Below are 16,050 nucleotides of genomic sequence, written 5' to 3'. Positions count from 1 at the left end.
GGTCATGCTATAGCTCCGGCAGCGCTTCTTCACGCCATTGCAAGCCGTCGCGTGCGATCAGGGCGCTGGCCGCGGCCGGGCCCCATGTGCCGGCGGTGTAGGGAATCGGGTCATCTTCTTCCTGATCCCAGAATTCCAGGATCGGCTCTACCCATTCCCAGGCAGCTTCCAGCTCGTCGCTGCGCATGAATAGTGTCAGCTGGCCGCGCAAGACATCCAGCAGCAAGCGCTCGTAAGCTTCCATGCGCGGCGATTTGAAACTCTCGCGGAAATTCAGTTCCAGTTCGACCGGCTTCAGGCGCATGCCGTCGCCCGGCGTCTTGGCCATCAGGTTCAGGGTCAGGCCTTCGTCCGGCTGCAAACGGATCACCAGGCAGTTAGGCTCAAAACTGCTGTTCGGCTGGGCAAAAATCGAGTGCGGAATGGTCTTGAAGCGAATCACGATTTCCGCCAGCTGATCGGCCATGCGTTTGCCGGTGCGCAGATAAAACGGTACGCCGGCCCAGCGCCAGGTGTCGACTTCGGCCTTGAGGGCGACAAAGGTTTCCGTGCGTGAATGGGGATTGGCGTCGGCCTCTTTGCGATAGCCCGGCACCGCAACGCCTTCGACATGGCCGGAGCGGTATTGGCCGCGCACCACGTTTTGCGCCAGCGTAGTCGGCGTGAAGCGTTTTAGCGAGCGCAGCACTTTGAGTTTTTCATCGCGCACCGCATCCGGCGTAATCGATACCGGCGGTTCCATGGCGACGATGCACAGCAGTTGCAGCAAGTGGTTTTGCAGCATGTCGCGCAAGGCGCCCGAAGTCTCGTAGTAGCCCATGCGGTTGCCGACTCCCAGCTCTTCGGCAATCGTGATCTGTACATCGGAAATCCATTCCCGGCGCCACAACGGCTCAAACAATACATTGCCGAAGCGCAGCGCCAGCAGGTTTTGCACTGTCTCTTTGCCTAGGTAGTGATCGATACGGAAAATCTGCGACTCGGAAAATACTTCGCCAACTTCGAGGTTGATCTGCTTGGCGCTGGCGAGGTCGCGGCCCAAAGGCTTTTCCAGCACTACGCGCGAGTTGGAGGTGGCTAAGCCGCTGGCCGCCAGGTTTTTGCAGATTTTTGAAAACAGGCTGGGCGGCGTCGCCAGGTAAAACACATTGGTAATCGCGTGGTCGGGCCGCATGGCGTCGACCAGTGCCTTGTACGAGGCAGCATCGGTGGCGTCCATGCCGACGTATTTGATGCGTTTGCAAAAACGCTGCCAGACGCTGGCGTCGAAACTTTCCTTGCCGATGTGCGGCTTGGCGTCCCGTTCCACGTGTCTGATGAAATCCTCGTCGCTGCTGTCATGGCGGCCGATGCACAGGATGCGGGCCTCCGGCGGCAAGTCGTTAGCTCGGTCGCGCGCATACATTGCCGGCAGCAGCTTACGCATTGCCAGATCACCGGTGCCGCCAAAGATTGCCAAATCAAATTCTGCAAGTGCCATGATAAATAAGACCTATAAATTGCTGCCGCTAGTGAGAGATATAGTGAGAGACAGATGCTGGGTGGATGGGTGCAGCGCCGGACATTTCATCCTGCTATGAATATATAACCTCGTATAACCCTGTCATGACAAAGCCGAACGCGCCATCGCAATCAAGCCGTTGGTCGAACTGTCGTGCGCATTTTCTGCAGCTTGCGGCGCAGGAGCAGTGGTCAGTTCGTTCAAGATATTGCTTGCCAAAACCTTGCCGAGCTCGACGCCCCATTGATCGAAACTGTTGACGTCCCAGATAACTCCCTGGACGAATACCTTGTGTTCATACAGGGCGATCAGCGCGCCCAGGCTGGCCGGCGTCAGCGCCTCCATCAGGATGGTGTTGCTGGGACGGTTGCCAGGGAAGGTGCGATGCGGCAGCAGGGCGGCGATCTGCCCGGCCGACATGCCTTTGGCCTGCATTTCCGCTTGCACTTCATCCGCATGTTTGCCGCGCATCAGGGCTTCCGACTGGGCGAAACAATTGGCTAGCAGCGCGGCTTGATGGCCGGGCAAGCGATGGCTGGCGTTCAATGTCGCAATGAAATCGACCGGTGTGATGTCTGTGCCCTGGTGCAGCAATTGAAAGTAGGCATGCTGGCCGTTGGTGCCGACATTGCCCCAGATGATCGGGCAGGATTCTTCCTCAAGCGGGCTGCCGTCGAGGCTGACGCGCTTGCCGTTGCTTTCCATTTCAAGCTGCTGCAGATAGGAGGGAAAACTTCCCAGATCCTGGTGATAGGGGGCAATCGAGACCGAGCGGTAATCAAAGAAATTGCGATACCAGACGCCCAGTAAAGCCAGGATTACCGGCATGTTTTGTTCCAGCGGCGCGCTTTGGAAATGCTGGTCCATGGCGTGCGCGCCGGCCAGGAATTCGCTGAACTGCTCGAAGCCGATCGCCAGCGCTACCGATAAACCGATCGACGACCACACCGAATAGCGGCCGCCGACCCAATCCCAGAACGGGAACATATTGGCCGCATCGATGCCGAACGCTGTAACGCCGTCGACATTGGTGGAGACGGCGACGAAATGTTTGCGCAAATCCGACTCTTGCGCGCCAGCCGCGTTTTGCAAAAACCAGTTGCGCGCAGAGTGCGCGTTCATCATGGTTTCCGCGGTGGTAAAGGTTTTCGATGCGATGACAAACAGCGTGGTTTGCGGATCGATTTGCGTCAGCACTGCATCAAGATCGTCGCCGTCGACATTCGAGACGAAGTGCAGATTCAGGTCGGCCTGTTGATAGGGGCGCAACGCCTGGCATACCATCTTGGGGCCCAGGTCGGAGCCGCCAATGCCGATATTGACGATATCCCTGATCGGTTTGCCGTTGTATCCCTGCCATGTGCCGGAACGAAGTGCGCTGGTAAAAGTCTGAATTCTCTCAAGCACCGCGTGCACATCGGCGCTGACCTGCTGGCCATCCAGTTCCAGCGTAGGCATGCGCGGCGCTCTGAGCGCCGTGTGCAACACCGCGCGATTTTCGGTGGTGTTGATTTTTGCGCCGGCAAACATGGCCTGGCGCTGCGCTTCGACCTGGCGTTCGCGCGCCAGGGCAAACAAGTGCGCCATGGTTTCCGCGCTGACATTGTTTTTTGCATAATCGAGGAACAAGCCGGCTGCTTTGAGGGAGAACTGTTCGAAGCGGGATGGCGTGGCGCTGAACAGTTCGCGCAACGATAAATCTTTGATCGCTGCGTAATGTGCATGCAAGGCTTGAAAGCTGGCAGTAGTATTAAGCGCTGGTTGTGGCATATCCGGAGTCTTTATTGTCGGTCAGGAATTTATACGACTATACAACAGTTGGCGGTAATTTCACTACAAATTATTTTGTAATGTGCTTGTCTGGAGTTGTTCCGCTGAGTGTGGCGACCGGGCTGGCCGCCATTTTTTCCAGGTAACTGCTATAGCTTGTCGTATGGCTAAGGGTGCTACGTTGCGTATGGAGCGAGCTTGCCTTGAAAAGAATGGTAAAGGCAAGTGAGGGTGATAAAAAAGGTATTGGATTAGCGTTGCTGCATTATTTTGTAGTAAAATTTCAAATTCCTACTGTTTCAAGGATCTAATCATGTCTGTTCAAGCCAGCGTTGCCAAAGTCACCGAACGTATCGTTGCGCGCAGCCAGCCTTATCGTAGCGCCTATCTGGCGCGCCTGGAGCATGCGCGCCGTCAGGATGTACAACGTGGAGCGCTGTCATGTACCAATCTCGCTCACGGTTTTGCCGCATTTCCAGCCAATGATAAGTTGAGGCTGAAACAGGATAAAAGTTCATCGGTCGCGATCGTGTCGTCGTATAACGACATGTTGTCCGCGCATCAACCGTTCGAACGTTATCCGCAAATTATCAAGGATGCGGTTCATGCCGCTGGTGGCGTCGCCCAGTTTGCCGGCGGTACGCCAGCCATGTGCGATGGCGTGACGCAGGGCCAGCCGGGGATGGAATTGTCGCTGTTCTCGCGCGATGCGATTGCAATGGCGACGGCGATTGCGCTATCGCACAATATGTTCGACGCTGCGGTCTATCTCGGCATCTGCGACAAGATCGTCCCGGGATTGTTGATCGGCGCTCTGCATTTTGGCCATTTGCCGGCGGTGTTCATTCCCGGCGGACCGATGACCAGCGGCATGACCAACAAAGAGAAGGTGAAGATTCGCCAACTCTACGCCGAAGGAAAAATCGGCCGCGCCGAATTGCTGGAAGCGGAAGCCAAGTCTTATCACAGCGCCGGCACTTGTACTTTCTACGGTACCGCTAACAGCAACCAGATGCTGATGGAGGCGCTGGGCTTGCATCTGCCGGGTTCGGCATTCATCACCCCGAATACACCGCTGCGCGATGCATTGACCGCCGAGGCCGCGCGCCAGGCCTTGAGGATCACCGATCGCGGCAATCAGTACTTGCCGGTCGGCCATGTGGTCAGCGAGAAAAGCATCGTCAACGCCATCGTCACTTTGCTGGCGACCGGCGGCTCCACCAACCACACTTTGCATCTGGTAGCGATTGCCAAGGCCGCCGGGATCGTCATCGACTGGAACGATTTCGATGCGCTGTCCGCCGTGGTGCCGCTGGTTACCCGGATTTATCCAAACGGCGATGCCGACGTCAATCATTTCCATGCTGCCGGCGGCACCGGTTTTGTGATTCGCGAATTGCTGGATGCCGGCCTGATGCATGAAGATGTCAAAACCATCCTCGGCGACAGTCTGCGCGCGCATTGTGCCGAGCCGTTCCTGGAGGGCGAGTCGGTGGTGTTCAAGCCAGCGCCGGACTTAAGCGGCGATGAATCGGTATTGCGCACCGCCACTGAGCCATTTTCCGCTGACGGCGGCTTGCGGCTGCTGACCGGCAACCTGGGGCGCTCCGTCATCAAGATTTCTGCAGTGAAGAAAGAGCATTGGGTAGTGCAAGCGCCGGCGCTGGTGTTCCATTCGCAAGATGCGTTCATGAAAGCCTTCCGCGCCGGCGAACTGGATCGCGATTTTATTGCGGTATTGAGCCATCAGGGCCCACGCGCCAATGGCATGCCGGAATTGCACGCCTTGACGCCGGCGCTGGGGATTTTGCAGGATGCCGGGCGCCATGTGGCCTTGGTTACCGATGGCCGCATGTCGGGCGCGTCGGGCAAGGTGCCGGCAGCGATCCATGTGACGCCGGAAGTGCTGGCTGGCGGCCCGTTGGGCCTGGTGCGCGACGGCGACATGATTCGCATGGACGCCGAGCAGGGTATACTCGAAGCCCTGGTGCCCGCGGACGAATGGGCGCAGCGCCAGCCGCTGGCGATCGACTTATCCGCCAATCAAGTCGGCATGGGCCGCGAGCTGTTTGCGATGTTCCGCGGCACTGTGAGCGCGGCGGAAGAGGGCGCTACCAGCTTTGGCTTGCCGCCTGTTTTGCACAACCCGGAAAGCGCCGACCATTCGGAACAACCACAGAAAGCAATGATATGACATCCACAAATCTCCTTTACGGCAACCAGTTGTTAGACATCATGCGTGCATCGCCGGTGATTCCGGTGATTGCGATCGACGATATCGCGCATGCGGTACCACTGGCCAAAGCTCTGGTCGCAGGCGGGATTCGCGTGCTTGAAGTGACTTTGCGTACAGTTCATGGCTTGCCGGCAATCCGTGCCATCGCCGAGCAAGTGCCGGGCGCGATTGTCGGCGTCGGTACCTTGACCCAGGCTGACGAATTCGTTGCGGCGCGCGATGCGGGCGCGGTGTTCGGCGTTTCTCCTGGTTTGACGCCGGCCTTGATTGCCGCCGCCAAATCCAGCGGCCTGCCTTTGTTGCCGGGCGTGATGACGCCGTCTGAAGTGATGGCGGCGCGGGAAGCCGGTTTTCGTCAATTGAAACTGTTCCCGGCAGTGCCTGCAGGCGGTGTCGGCATGTTGAACGCGATTGCCGGTCCTTTAGGCGATGTCACATTTTGCCCGACCGGCGGCATTTCGCTGGATAGCGCACCGGAATTCCTGGCCTGTAAAAACGTCGCCTGCGTCGGCGGTTCCTGGCTGACGCCGAAAGAACTCTTGAAGTCCGGCGACTGGGCGCGCATCACCGCACTGGCTGCGGCCGCCAGCCAGTTGCGCAAGGCGCTTTAAATCATCTCCTCCCTCCCGCAGCAGCCGCCATGCTTATCAGGCATGGCGGCTGCGACTAGCTGTACCCCCTAGCTGTAGTCCATCTTTATCCCCAAACCTTTTATTACCGCAAGAATCGGATTTTTCTCAAATTTCGTAGAAATGTCCTGTGTTATCTTGACCTTCAGACATTCGGGTAATAGCTTTTGCCAATCTCATTACTGGACGTCATCAAGGAAGTTGGCTATAATGGCAAACTCTCAACAACATGGTGCTGCCTCAACGGCACATTTTTGGGTTTCGTGACTCGCGTCAGCGGGTTGTCTCACGCTTCGGCAACGCCGGAGTTTCATCAAAGTCGGGGATGTCCTCGCATTCTTTGCCGCCCCATGCGGTAGTCGGCTTGTTCAATGTCCTCCCTGCGGGAAGACCGGACGAGATCATAAAAAATTGAGGTTGTATGTCGCGCTGACAGGTCCCGGCTGTGCCTTTGCTTAGGCTGTCCTGTAGCTGGCGATCATTCAATACGCAGCGGAAAAGAAAGCCGGTTGCGCGCTCGTTGGCAAAAGCCAGCGTGTCGTGACGCGCGTTTTGCTTGCCGCTGCTTATGCAAGGGAGTAAGCATGACGAATCGCTATCGCAACGCCATGGTTGGCGCAGCCATCACTATTCTGGTCGTGGCCGCCATTGGCTGGTCGATTGGCCCCGCCGTTATCCATCAATATCAGGGCGATCTGATTTATTACACCGGGCGTCATCTGGTGCTGGTCGGGTGGTCGATGTCGCTGGCGCTGTTGTGCGGCATACCTGCCGGCATCATGCTGAGCCGGCCGTATTTTGCGCGGCATGCCGAAAAGTGGATGCAAATCTTCAATATCGGTAACACCATCCCCTCCATGGCCGTGCTGGCGCTGGCGCTGGCCTTGTTCGGCATCGGCGACAAGCCTGCCATCATTGCCTTGTGGCTGGCGTCGCTGCTGCCTATCGTGCGCAATACCTATGAGGGCTTGCGGCAGGTCTCGCCGGCGATGAAGGAGGCGGCCAAGGGCATCGGCATGAAGCCGCTGCAGGTATTGTTCCGGGTCGAGTTGCCGAATGCCTTGCCGATCATCGTTGGCGGTATCCGCACCGCATTGGCGATCAACGTCGGCACCGCGCCATTGTCGATCCTGATCGGCGGCGAAAGCCTGGGCGGCCTGATCTTCCCGGGCATCTATCTGAACAACCACGGCCAACTGCTGCTTGGCGCTACCGCTACCGCAGTGCTGGCGTTGATGCTGGATGCGATCGTCTCGCTCGGCAGCAATGCTTACCTGAGCAAGCGCGGTCTGCTGCGCTGATGGCGGCCTATTCTAATAAGGAAAAAAATATGCATGCATCACGTATCGAAGCGGCACGTACTACAGCGGCACGAATTACAGCGTCACGTATTGCAGCGTTTCTCGCTTTCACGCTCGCTCTGTTCGGCATGGCGCAAGCGAGTGCGGCCGCTCTGGTCGTCGGCGGCAAGAACTTTACCGAGCAATTGATTCTGTCGTCCATGACGCAGCAGTATCTGAGCGCCAAAGGTTATACGGTCGATTTGAAGAACGGCCTCGGCACTACCATCATGCGCCAGGCGCTGGAGAGCGGCCAGATCGATATCGTCTGGGATTACACCGGCACCGCCATGATTGTGTACAACAAGATAGATGAAAAGCTGGACCGCGACCAATCCTATCAACGGGTCAAGGAACTGGATGCGCCAAGGAATCTGGTCTGGCTCAAGCCATCTGAATTGAACAACACCTATGCGTTGGCGGTGCCGCAGCAACGCGCCGATGCAGAGGGTTTGAATACCATCGAAGATTTGGCGAACAAGATCAATCAAGCGCGCCAGCAAGACCCAGATAAAAAATACCTGATGGGGGTCGATTTCGAGTTTGCTTCACGCCCGGACGGTCTTGGCCCGCTGCAAGCGCTATATGGTTTTAAGTTGGATCGCAGTGAAGTAAAGCAGATGGATGCAGGCCTGGTCTATACCGCTTTGCATAACGATCAGTTGAATGTCGGGCTGACGTATTCATCTGACGGCCGGGTGCAGGGCTTCAATCTGAAACTGCTGCAGGATAACAAAGGTTTTTTCCCCTTTTATAGCGCGGTGCCGATAGTGCGTAAGGAGATCCTCGACGCCAACCCGCAGCTTGCTGATCAGCTGAATGCGCTGTCGGCCAAGATCGATACCGCCAAGATGACCGAGATGAACAAAAAAGTCGATATCGATCAGCTACCGATATCCCAGGTCGCCGCAGATTTCCTGCGCGCCGAAGGTTTGATATAGGGGCGCCGCATGACATTCTTTAATTATTTACTGAGCGCCTGGCCGGAAATCCTGCATCTCACGATCCAGCATCTGATGCTGGTGGGGATCGCGGTTGGCCTGGCGATTCTGATCGGCGTGCCGCTGGGCGTCGTGATGATCCGCCACCGCTGGCTGGCCAGTCCGCTGATGGGCTTGGCTACCGTGATTCTGACCTTGCCGTCGATCGCCTTGTTTGGCTTGATGATCCCCTTGTTTTCCCGCTTTGGCCAAGGACTTGGGCCGCTGCCCGCGATTACGGCGGTGTTCCTGTACTCCTTGCTGCCGATCATGCGCAATACCTATCTGGCGCTGGACGGCATTGACCACGGCATCAAGGAAGCCGGGATCGGCATCGGCATGACCTTCTGGCAGCGCTTGCGGCTGGTCGATTTGCCCTTGTCGGTGCCAGTCATCCTGGGCGGCGTCCGTACCGCCGTGGTAATGAACATCGGCGTGATGGCGGTGGCGGCGATTATCGGCGCCGGTGGTCTCGGCGTCCTGATCCTGCACGCCATCAGCCAAAGCAATATGCAAAAACTGGTAGTCGGTGCGGTATTGATCAGCTTGCTGGCGATTATCGCCGACCTGCTGCTGCAAGTCCTGCAGCGGCTGCTTACACCGAAAGGAATGCAAAAATCATGATTCAACTCGACCAGCTCAGTAAAGTATTCACACAAAAGGACGGCAGCAAAGTCAAGGCGGTGGATGAGGTTAACCTGACGGTTGCCGAAGGCGAAATCTGCGTGTTCCTGGGGCCATCCGGTTGCGGTAAAACCACTACGCTGAAAATGATCAACCGCCTGATTGCGCCGACCTCCGGCCGCGTATTGCTGAACGGCGAAGATACTACCGGCCTCGATGAAGTCAGCTTGCGCCGGAAAATCGGTTACGTGATTCAGCAAGTCGGTCTGTTTCCCAACATGACCATCGAAGAAAATATTACCGTGGTGCCGCGGCTGCTCGGGTGGGACAAGAAACGTTGTCACGAGCGCGCTACTGAGTTGATGGCGATGGTGGCGCTCGATCCCAAGCGCTTTCTGTCGCGTTATCCGCGTGAAATGTCTGGCGGCCAGCAGCAGCGCATCGGCGTGATCCGGGCGTTGGCGGCGGATCCTCCCGTGTTGTTGATGGATGAGCCGTTCGGCGCTGTCGATCCGATCAATCGTGAATCGATCCAGAATGAATTTTTCCAGATGCAGCGCCAGCTCAATAAAACCGTCATCATGGTCAGTCACGACATCGATGAAGCGATCAAACTAGGCGACAAGATCGCCATCTTCCGCGCCGGGAAACTGGTGCAGGTGGATCGTCCGGATACTTTGCTGGCGCGTCCCAAGGATGAATTCGTCGCTTCTTTCGTTGGCCAGGATGCTACCTTGAAGCGCTTGCTGCTGGTGCGTGCCGGCGACGCCGCCGCCAACTCGGCGACGGTGCTGGAAGACGCTAGCATGGCGGTCGCGTACGGCGTGATGGACGAGCACGATTACCGGTATGTGACGGTCACCAATGCCGCCAATCATGCGCTGGGTTATGTCGCCAGGCGCGATGCGCGCGGCGCGCAGGGCGCTTGCATCGATAAGATGAAACCGTTTGCCGTCAGCGCGGCGCCCGACGAAAATCTGCGCGTGGTGCTGTCCAAGATGTACAAACACAGCACCAGCTGGATGCCGGTGATCGACCAGGATAATAGCTATCTGGGGGAAGTGACCCAGGACTCGATCGCCGACTATCTCAGTTCCGGCCGGACGCGCGCTCAGTAGTCGGGTTTGGTAGTTCTGGCGGTAGCAGCAAAATATGCGGGGAGGGGGTAACAGCGGGCAGTGGGCGCAAACCCCGCGTTGCATTTACAATCTACGGCTTTGCTACTCAGCGCCGTCATTTCAAATCTATGTTCAAGTACTCATGGTGTTCCCGCGGAGCTAGCGCATGACGGCTGGCGTGATTGCTTTGGTATTGTGCGCAGCCTTGCTGCATGCCTCCTGGAACGCCATGCTGAAGAGCAGCGGCGATCGCCTGTGGGCCATCACCTTGATGACCATCGGCGCCGCTGTAGCCGCCGTCCCCATTGTCCTGTGGGCGCCGCTGCCGGCGCCTGCCAGTTGGCCTTACATTCTACTGTCGGTGGTTTTGCATGCCGGTTACAACCTGTTTTTAGTCCGCGCTTACCGGGCTGGCGATTTCGGCCAGTCCTATCCGATTGCACGCGGTTCCTCGCCGTTGCTAGTGTCGCTCGGGGCAGCCCTGATGGCAGGCGAGCAGTTGGGAACCCTGACCCTGATTGGCGTAGCCTTGATTTCGGTCGGCATCATCAGCTTGGCGCAGATCAAATTCACGCGCGCCGGCAGCTTGGCCGTCAGCCGGCAATGGGATGCGCCATTGTCGGCGTTTACCACCGGCCTGTTCATCGCCGGCTACACCATCGTCGATGGCCTTGGTTCACGCCTGGCAGGGAGTGCTGCATCCTACGCCGGCTGGATGTTCTTGCTGGACGGCTTGCCCTTGCTGGTGATTTATCTGTCGATGCACGGCAGCCTGCGGATTGCCTTGCGTGAGCGCGCCACTTGGAATGCGCTGGGTGGCGGCGCGATGTCGCTGCTGGCGTATGGCATTGTGATTTGGGCTATTACCCTGGCGCCGATGGGGCCGGTGTCGGCTTTGCGTGAGACTTCGGTATTGTTTGCGGCGTTGATCGCCCGCATGTTTTTGGGGGAGGCGCTGACTATGCGCAGGTTATTATCGTGCGCAGTGATTGCGCTAGGTGCGGTGACGCTGGGGTGGTCGGCATAGATTATTGCTTGCAACTTACTTGCGACTTGCTTGCGACGCCCTCAATGAAAAAGGCCGCTGTAGTTTCAGCGGCCTTTTTATTTATTACCAGAACTGCGGAGCGATCATCAAGATCGCCCTGGTTACTTAGCGGTCGCCAAACGAGCGACGAGCGCCGCTGTCGTTGGAACGATTGCCTTTGTAACCGCCGCCACCGCCGTCTTTACGCGGTGCGCCTGGCTTGCTGAAAGTACGGCCGCCTGGTTTAGCAGGGCCGCCACGGTTGTCGCCTGGTTTCCAGCCGCCTGGTTTGTGGTTCGAGCGCGGAGCAGATGCCGAACGCTTTGGTTCGAAACCTTCAACCACATCGACCGGGATCAATTGCTTGGTGAAACGTTCGATACGCTTGACGTTGACGCCTTCAGCATGATTCACCAGCGATACGGCAACACCGTTACGGCCAGCACGGCCGGTACGGCCGATACGGTGGACGTAGTCTTCCGGGAATTTCGGCAGATCGTAGTTGAATACGTGGGTGATGGCCGGGACGTCGATACCGCGAGCGGCAACGTCGGTAGCTACCAGAACACGGACTTGACCGCGACGCAGGCTGTCCAGGGTGCGGTTACGCGCGCCTTGATGCATGTCGCCATGCAAAGCAGCAGCAGCGAAACCGGCGATGTTCAGACGGTCGGCGATAGTGTCGGCATCACGTTTGGTGGCGGTAAATACAACCGCTTGATCCATGGTGACGTCGCGCAGCAGGTGATCCAGCAGGCGATTCTTGTGCGACAGATCGTCGACGAAGTGAACCTTCTGTTGAATGTTTTCATGCTTGGTGGCAGAGCCGGCGATCTGGATGATCATCGGGTTCTTGGTGATACGTTTTGCCATGTTGCCGACAACGCCATCCAGCGTAGCCGAGAACAACATGGTTTGACGCGACTCAGGAGTAGCGTCGACGATTTTTTCGATGTCGTCGATGAAGCCCATGTCGAGCATGCGGTCAGCTTCGTCCAGCACCAGGATTTGCAGTTGCGAGAAATCGATCTTGCCGGATTCCATGTGGTCGATCAAACGACCAGGGGTAGCGACCAGAATTTCAGGATTCTTGGCCAGCAATTGCATTTGCTTTGGATAAGGCATGCCGCCCAGGATCGAGATCGCCTTGACGCGCTTCATGTGCGAACCGTACTTGTCAGTAGCGGTGGTCACTTGCAAAGCCAGTTCGCGGGTCGGTGTCAATACCAGCATCTTTGGTTGTGCCGGCTTGAAACGCGGACGCTCGCCGCGTGAACGGGAGGCTTGCATTTCTTGATTAGGAGTCTTGCCAACTGCAGCCGGAGCAACTTGCTGCTCCGAGGCGAATTTGTGCAATGCCGGCAGCATGAATGCTGCAGTCTTGCCGGAGCCGGTTTGCGAGGAAACCAGCAAGTCACGGCCTTCGATGGCGGCAGGGATAGCTTGTTCTTGAACGCTTGTCGGTTTTGTGTAGCCAGCTTCGGTCAGTGCTTTGATAACGGACGTGTGGAGGCCTAGTGATTCAAAAGTCATTTTTTTCTTTCGTAAAGTGCAGCGTCATAAACTGCAAACAGTCGACCATGCGACGAATGCAGCGAACGCAAAAAAGCAACGCCAACCAACGAAATGACTAAGAAACAAATACAAAGAAATTTCGGCACAAAAGCTTTGCGCCGGGACGGTGTCAGGATCGACACACAAGGCGGGAGGGCTTTTACAATGCAATGCCCTACAGAGATCAGGACATGCTTAGGCTTGCGCAGCTACTTATTGTTTTTTACAGCGCCAATGGAAATAAATATGATCAAAATCCAATAACTCGCTGTCTGCGTTCATATTGCAACGCAGCACAGAATAATACATGACTTTTGTATTTGACGCACCTTATTCATGCGATTGCTGTGAATTAGCTGCCGATTTGCGTCTGTAGCGTTGTTTGCGGTGCATGTTTTACGTATTCAGATCAGATGCAATCAAATATTTGCAATTCAACAATAGGGGCACGCTTATGGAAAATAATGATAGTGAACAGAAAGCGGCATTGGAAATTGTCTGAGCCGTCGTCGGGTCGAAGTGAGTGTCCACCAGTAATGCTAAGAAGCTGAAAAAACGCCCGACTCAGACTGTACCGGGCGTTTTTTTCGAACTGAGATTGACAGCATGTCCGCGTCCTGCTGCTACGGACAGGGCCGCTCACCGAATTATTCGGCGATGCCACCCACCACATGCGAGAAACCGCCATCGACATAGGTGATTTCACCGGTGATGCCGCTGGACAGATCCGACAGCAAGAAGGCGGCGGCATTGCCCACGTCCTCTAACGTGACGTTGCGGCGCAGCGGTGCGTGCTCGGCTACAAAACCCAGGATCTTGCCAAAACCCTTGATGCCGCTGGCAGCCAGGGTCTTGATCGGTCCGGCTGAAATGCCGTTCACGCGCACACCCTTGGGGCCCAGCGAGCCAGCCAGGTAGCGCACGCTGGCTTCGAGCGATGCTTTGGCCAGGCCCATGGTGTTGTAGTTGGGCACGACACGTTCCGAACCCAGATACGTCAGTGTCAGCAGTGCTGAATTCGGGCGCAGCATCGGCAGGGCGGCTTTTGCCATTGCCGGGAAGCTGTAGGAGGAAATATCGTGCGCAATCTTGAAGCCCTCGCGCGACAGGCCGTCCAGGAAATCGCCGGCGATCGCTTCGCTCGGTGCGAAGCCGATGGCGTGCACCAGACCGTCCAGGTGCTCCCAAGACTTGCCGAGATCGGCAAACAGGGCGTTGATTTGTTCGTCGCTGCCAACGTCGCAGTCGAAAATCAGTTCGCTGTCGAATTCTTTGGCGAAATTGGTGATGCGTTCCTTGAAGCGCTCGCCGACATAAGTAAACGCCAGCTCGGCGCCTTCGCGCTTGCAGGCTTGCGCGATGCCGTAAGCGATCGAGCGATTGGACAGCAAGCCCGTGATCAGAATTTTTTTGCCTTGCAGGAATGCCATATTGACTCCAGATGTGCGCCGCGTGTGCTGCTGGCGTTGGTGTGATGCTTGTGCACCGGATATTCTGTTGAAGTTCTTATCGAACAGGACAGGATTGTAGGGGTTCGCCGCAAGGACGGCAACTCCGCCTGCTTGCCTGGTGATGATGTATTTTCAATATCGGGAAGGGTTTTACCATGACTCATGGTGCTTGCGAGCAGCGCCATGAGTCATTTCTGCCGCAGGACGGCGGTCAGGGATCAGCTGCGCGAACCTCTGGCCGAAGCCAGAACCACTGGTTTGCCGCCTTTTTTCGCGGCTACCTTGCTTTTGCTGCTATGACTGGCGCTTGCTGTGTGATAACGAACGTTGTGACTGGCTTTTTTGCCGCCGGAAGAAGCCACCATGCGGTTCGGTACTTGCAACTGCAGGCTTTGACCGCGGCTGACGCCGTCGTGGTGCAAGCCGTTCCATTCCTTCACCTGGCTCACGCTGACGCGATAGCGGGCGGCAATCGACGCCAGGGTGTCGCGTTTTCCTACTTTGACATAGATGCGGCGGGTTTCGGGAGCGTCCGGGGTGACTGCCATGGTGGCGTTGTCGGCGACTTCGGCGGTGATGTCGTTGCTGGCAGCTTCGGTTTTCGGCACCAGGATGGTGGAACCGGCTTTTAGCAGCATTCTTGGCGGAATGTGGTTGACTTCCCGTATCACCGCCGGTGTGGTATCGAAGCGGGCGGCAATGGTTTCAATCCGTTCGCGGGCGCTGCTGACAGTGTGCGAGGTCCAGGAAGAAAGTGTCTGGGTCCATTTGGTCAGGTTGCTTTTGAACTTCTCGGCATTGCTTTCAGGCAGCAGGATCTTGGTGTCGCTGCTGCCGATGATCACCGGGCGGTTAAACTGCGGATTCAGGGCCTTGAACTCATCCAGCGACAGTTCCGCTAATTGGGCGGCAACCTTGACATCGATATCGCGGGTCTTGCCAATGGTGACGAAGTAAGGCTGATTGTCCACCTTAGGCAGCGCGATGTTGTACATGTCCGGCGCTGCAATGATGTTCTTGACGGCTTGCAGCTTGGGTACGTAATTGCGGGTTTCCGCTGGCATCAGCGGCGCCAGGCTGTTGAAGTCGATCGGCAGGCCGGCGGCCTGGTTCTTGTTGATGGCGCGTTGCACCGAGCCTTCGCCCCAGTTGTAGGCGGCCAGCGCCAGTTGCCAATCGCCAAACATGCCGTACAGTTTTTGCAGGTAAGTCAGGGCGGCGTCAGTAGAGGCCAGGACGTCGCGGCGCTCATCCTTGAACATGTTCTGCTTGAGATTGTAGTCGCGGCCGGTAGCCGGCACGAACTGCCACATGCCCGCTGCCTTGGCGCTGGAATAGGCTTGCGGATTAAAGGCCGATTCAATGAACGGCAGCAAAGCCAGTTCAGTTGGCATGCCGCGTTTTTCCAACTCTTGTACTACGTGAAACAGATAGCGCGAAGCGCGCACCGTGGTGCGTTCGAAATATTCCGGGCGGGCGCTGTAAAAGTCGGTCTGGCTGACCACCTGCTGGTTGTCCAGATCGGGAATGCCGAAACCCTTGCGGATGCGAGCCCAGATATCGACCTGTTCCATGCCAAGCATGCCGGCGCTAGGGTCGTTCGGGTCGATCAAGCTGAAAGTGGGGGTATAGATGGAAATGTCGTTGGCCTGGGCCAAGAGCGGGGCGCCGAAAAAAGCCAGTGCGGCAAAAGCGAAAGTCTTGAGTTTTAGCTGATACATGGGTTCAATTTATGTAACCGGGATGTCATCAACCGGTAATAATGGATTAGACGCAGTGTACGTAAGGCAGTTTTCTCCCGTCAAGCAAAAATTGCACTG

Annotated in this window: 13 protein-coding genes; 7 read left to right on the top strand and 6 right to left on the bottom strand. The window is 56.9% G+C overall.

Translation table 11 applies throughout. From position 1 onward, the window contains the following. Positions 1 to 7: 7 nt before the first annotated feature. Both zwf and pgi read right to left on the bottom strand, forming a co-directional pair. Positions 8 to 1,480, bottom strand: coding sequence for a glucose-6-phosphate dehydrogenase (gene zwf, locus VNZ60_RS21920; RefSeq protein WP_325662961.1), 1,473 nt, complete (start codon positions 1,478 to 1,480; stop codon positions 8 to 10). A gap of 123 nt (positions 1,481 to 1,603) precedes the next feature. After that, positions 1,604 to 3,271, bottom strand: a complete 1,668-nt coding sequence (pgi, locus tag VNZ60_RS21915) for a glucose-6-phosphate isomerase (protein WP_325662959.1) — start codon at positions 3,269 to 3,271, stop codon at positions 1,604 to 1,606. A 313-nt stretch (positions 3,272 to 3,584) separates the two neighbouring features. On the opposite strand from pgi, the gene edd reads away from it, so the two are divergent. The 7 genes from edd to VNZ60_RS21880 all read left to right on the top strand — a co-directional run bounded on the left by edd (position 3,585) and on the right by VNZ60_RS21880 (position 11,225). Next, entirely contained in the window at positions 3,585 to 5,465 is a 1,881-nt protein-coding gene (edd, locus tag VNZ60_RS21910; protein ID WP_325662957.1) for a phosphogluconate dehydratase, read from the top strand. After that, on the top strand, positions 5,462 to 6,118 hold the full coding sequence (eda, locus tag VNZ60_RS21905) for a bifunctional 4-hydroxy-2-oxoglutarate aldolase/2-dehydro-3-deoxy-phosphogluconate aldolase (RefSeq protein ID WP_325662955.1): 657 nt from the start codon (positions 5,462 to 5,464) through the stop codon (positions 6,116 to 6,118). Before edd ends, eda begins: the two co-directional genes overlap by 4 nt. 626 nt (positions 6,119 to 6,744) lie before the next feature. Continuing rightward, positions 6,745 to 7,437 (top strand): ABC transporter permease, encoded by a 693-nt coding sequence (locus VNZ60_RS21900; RefSeq protein ID WP_414648944.1) that lies wholly within the window; start codon positions 6,745 to 6,747, stop codon positions 7,435 to 7,437. Between the two features lie 29 nt (positions 7,438 to 7,466). After that, on the top strand, positions 7,467 to 8,417 hold the full coding sequence (locus tag VNZ60_RS21895; RefSeq protein ID WP_414648941.1) for a glycine betaine ABC transporter substrate-binding protein: 951 nt from the start codon (positions 7,467 to 7,469) through the stop codon (positions 8,415 to 8,417). Between the two features lie 9 nt (positions 8,418 to 8,426). Next, a complete protein-coding gene (locus VNZ60_RS21890) occupies positions 8,427 to 9,080 on the top strand; it encodes an ABC transporter permease (RefSeq protein WP_325662951.1) in 654 nt (217 codons plus the stop codon). After that, complete coding sequence (locus VNZ60_RS21885) at positions 9,077 to 10,198, top strand: ABC transporter ATP-binding protein (protein WP_325662949.1); 1,122 nt, start codon at positions 9,077 to 9,079, stop codon at positions 10,196 to 10,198. Before VNZ60_RS21890 ends, VNZ60_RS21885 begins: the two co-directional genes overlap by 4 nt. 166 nt (positions 10,199 to 10,364) lie before the next feature. Further along, positions 10,365 to 11,225: a DMT family transporter gene (locus VNZ60_RS21880; RefSeq protein WP_325662948.1), complete on the top strand. Its 861-nt coding sequence runs from the start codon at positions 10,365 to 10,367 to the stop codon at positions 11,223 to 11,225. A gap of 126 nt (positions 11,226 to 11,351) precedes the next feature. Here VNZ60_RS21880 and VNZ60_RS21875 read toward each other — a convergent pair whose 3' ends face one another. From VNZ60_RS21875 to VNZ60_RS21860, 4 genes are all read right to left on the bottom strand, one after another. Continuing rightward, the gene (locus VNZ60_RS21875; protein WP_325662946.1) at positions 11,352 to 12,758 is read right to left on the bottom strand and encodes a DEAD/DEAH box helicase; all 1,407 of its coding nucleotides are present in this window, start codon (positions 12,756 to 12,758) and stop codon (positions 11,352 to 11,354) included. Between the two features lie 668 nt (positions 12,759 to 13,426). Continuing rightward, positions 13,427 to 14,209: an enoyl-ACP reductase FabI gene (gene fabI / locus VNZ60_RS21870; RefSeq protein ID WP_325662944.1), complete on the bottom strand. Its 783-nt coding sequence runs from the start codon at positions 14,207 to 14,209 to the stop codon at positions 13,427 to 13,429. Further along, positions 14,179 to 14,415 (bottom strand): hypothetical protein, encoded by a 237-nt coding sequence (locus VNZ60_RS21865; RefSeq protein WP_325662942.1) that lies wholly within the window; start codon positions 14,413 to 14,415, stop codon positions 14,179 to 14,181. The genes fabI and VNZ60_RS21865 overlap by 31 nt, the downstream gene beginning before the upstream one ends. Before the next feature lie 33 nt (positions 14,416 to 14,448). After that, positions 14,449 to 15,951 (bottom strand): transglycosylase SLT domain-containing protein, encoded by a 1,503-nt coding sequence (locus VNZ60_RS21860; protein WP_325662940.1) that lies wholly within the window; start codon positions 15,949 to 15,951, stop codon positions 14,449 to 14,451. Between the last annotated feature and the right edge of the window lie 99 nt (positions 15,952 to 16,050).

This window comes from Collimonas sp. (assembly GCF_035566375.1).
Classification (GTDB): Bacteria; Pseudomonadota; Gammaproteobacteria; order Burkholderiales; family Burkholderiaceae_D; genus Collimonas.
Note: the sequence above shows the minus strand (reverse complement) of the source record. Positions and strands in the feature narration are given on the sequence as shown.

Excerpts from the sequence above, each read along its gene's own strand:
- VNZ60_RS21890 (WP_325662951.1), top strand. The coding sequence starts at position 8,427 with ATGACATTCTTTAATTATTTACTGAGCGCCTGGCCGGAAATCCTGCAT.
- VNZ60_RS21875 (WP_325662946.1), bottom strand. The coding sequence starts at position 12,758 with ATGACTTTTGAATCACTAGGCCTCCACACGTCCGTTATCAAAGCACTG.
- VNZ60_RS21895 (WP_414648941.1), top strand. The coding sequence starts at position 7,467 with ATGCATGCATCACGTATCGAAGCGGCACGTACTACAGCGGCACGAATT.
- VNZ60_RS21900 (WP_414648944.1), top strand. The coding sequence starts at position 6,745 with ATGGTTGGCGCAGCCATCACTATTCTGGTCGTGGCCGCCATTGGCTGG.
- fabI (WP_325662944.1), bottom strand. The coding sequence starts at position 14,209 with ATGGCATTCCTGCAAGGCAAAAAAATTCTGATCACGGGCTTGCTGTCC.
- VNZ60_RS21880 (WP_325662948.1), top strand. The coding sequence starts at position 10,365 with ATGACGGCTGGCGTGATTGCTTTGGTATTGTGCGCAGCCTTGCTGCAT.
- pgi (WP_325662959.1), bottom strand. The coding sequence starts at position 3,271 with ATGCCACAACCAGCGCTTAATACTACTGCCAGCTTTCAAGCCTTGCAT.
- VNZ60_RS21865 (WP_325662942.1), bottom strand. The coding sequence starts at position 14,415 with ATGGCGCTGCTCGCAAGCACCATGAGTCATGGTAAAACCCTTCCCGAT.
- eda (WP_325662955.1), top strand. The coding sequence starts at position 5,462 with ATGACATCCACAAATCTCCTTTACGGCAACCAGTTGTTAGACATCATG.
- zwf (WP_325662961.1), bottom strand. The coding sequence starts at position 1,480 with ATGGCACTTGCAGAATTTGATTTGGCAATCTTTGGCGGCACCGGTGAT.
- VNZ60_RS21885 (WP_325662949.1), top strand. The coding sequence starts at position 9,077 with ATGATTCAACTCGACCAGCTCAGTAAAGTATTCACACAAAAGGACGGC.
- edd (WP_325662957.1), top strand. The coding sequence starts at position 3,585 with ATGTCTGTTCAAGCCAGCGTTGCCAAAGTCACCGAACGTATCGTTGCG.
- VNZ60_RS21860 (WP_325662940.1), bottom strand. The coding sequence starts at position 15,951 with ATGTATCAGCTAAAACTCAAGACTTTCGCTTTTGCCGCACTGGCTTTT.